2 protein-coding genes are annotated in these 1,807 nt (G+C 37.8%); one reads left to right on the forward strand and one right to left on the reverse strand.

Annotated features, from left to right (window positions below):
• Nucleotides 1–310: hypothetical protein (locus tag V7659_RS30700; protein WP_335543787.1), on the reverse strand; the 310-nt coding region annotated here is incomplete at its 3' end.
• A 444-nt stretch (nucleotides 311–754) separates the two neighbouring features.
• On the opposite strand from V7659_RS30700, the gene V7659_RS30705 reads away from it, so the two are divergent.
• Nucleotides 755–1,702, forward strand: a complete 948-nt coding sequence (locus tag V7659_RS30705; RefSeq protein WP_335543788.1) for an L-lactate dehydrogenase — start codon at nucleotides 755–757, stop codon at nucleotides 1,700–1,702.
• Nucleotides 1,703–1,807 lie beyond the last annotated feature (105 nt).

A 1,807-nucleotide genomic window follows, 5' to 3' on the forward strand; every position in this document is an offset into this window, starting at 1 on the left:
AATTTAAACATGCAACCAAGATTTCTGCATCGTTTTTGTTCTTTATAATCATCAGTTTGCTTGTCGTGCTGATCAGATTTGTCTTTTTAGTTAGAGCTCCACCAAATGTCGGATTCAGGATAATCATCTTTTTCCTTATACCCCCATTTGTTATGCTGATTATCCTTGTACTTTTCCTCATGACCCCACCAAATGTTGGACTGACGGTAGTCTTCATTTTCCTTACAATAACATTTATCGTGCTGATCCTTACATTTACATTTACAATCCTTTTTCTTGTCTTGCTTATCGTGTTGATCCTGTTTTTCATTTTTATGCTTGTCGCTTTTATGACTTTTGCTGTGCTTACGATGGTGTTTATGCGGATGTTTCTTCTTACCTTTCATAACCCACTTTCCTCCTAATAATATGATTTATTTATATATAGTTTATTAAGAGTAAGAAAAATGGGTTGGACGAACACCCTGCCAGGATAATTTTCCTTAATATTTACAGGGCGGATTCCCCTGGTTTTACTTGGATTAGTAAAAACACCAGGACCATCCCCTTGGGCACTCCTGGTGCATGATAGCGTATTCATTCACACAAGCCACTGTTTGTAAAGGCTTTCAGAGGAAGATTCATATTACTGTCACATTTATTGTGAAACACTTCACAATGTAGTGATATACTTACATCATCAAGTTATTAATTAACAAATAATCACTACTAGATTAGATCATTCAAAAATTCCACTATAAAGGAGATTATCATCATGGAAAATAGAAATAAAAAAGTAAACCGGGTTGTCTTAGTTGGAACGGGTGCGGTCGGGTGCAGTTATGCTTATTCTATGATTAATCAAGGTGTTGCCGAAGAATTAGTTCTTATTGATGTGAACGAGGCCAAATCAGAAGGCGAAGCGATGGATCTTAACCACGGAATCCCGTTTGCTCCATCACCTATTAAAGTATGGAGCGGATCTTATCAAGATTGTGCACAGGCCGACTTAGTTGTAATTACAGCAGGATTGGCACAAAAACCTGGTGAAACACGCTTGGAATTAGTGGAAAAGAATACGAAAATTTTTAAACAAATCGTAAAAAACATTATGGCAAGTGGATTTGACGGTATCTTCTTGGTCGCTACAAACCCTGTCGACATATTAACCTATGTGACTTGGAAAGAGTCCGGCCTGCCAAAAGAACGTGTGATTGGTTCTGGTACCGTATTAGATTCTGCACGTCTCCGCTTTGCGCTTGGCCAGCATTTCAACATGGATACTAGAAACGTTCATGCTTATATCATTGGAGAACACGGAGATACAGAACTTCCCGTTTGGAGCCGTGCTGCAGTGGGTGTCGAAAGACTTGAAGAACTACCGGCTGAAAAACTAAACAAAGAATCTCTAGAGGAAATTTTCGTGAATGTCCGTGATGCTGCTTATCACATTATTGAACGAAAAGGCGCAACGTACTATGGAATTGGAATGTCCCTCGTTCGAATCACGAAAGCAATTTTAAATAATGAAAACTGTATCCTTACGGTATCCACTTATCTAGATGGACAATATGGACAAAAAGATGTGTTTATCGGTGTGCCTGCAGTCATTAACCGTGGCGGAATTCGTGAAGTCCTTGAAATAGAACTAAATGAAAAAGAAAAAGAACAATTCAGCCACTCCGTTAACGTATTAAAAGAAACGATGAAACCTGTAATCTAAGAATTGTTGGAAACACTCCATTTTTTCGATAAAAAGATGAAATCACTAATGAAAGCAGATGAAGATATGGAAACGAACAATCATACAAAAAAGGGTTATTTTATG

Source organism: Neobacillus drentensis (assembly GCF_036966985.1).
GTDB lineage: Bacteria > Bacillota > Bacilli > Bacillales > Cytobacillaceae > Neobacillus > Neobacillus drentensis_E.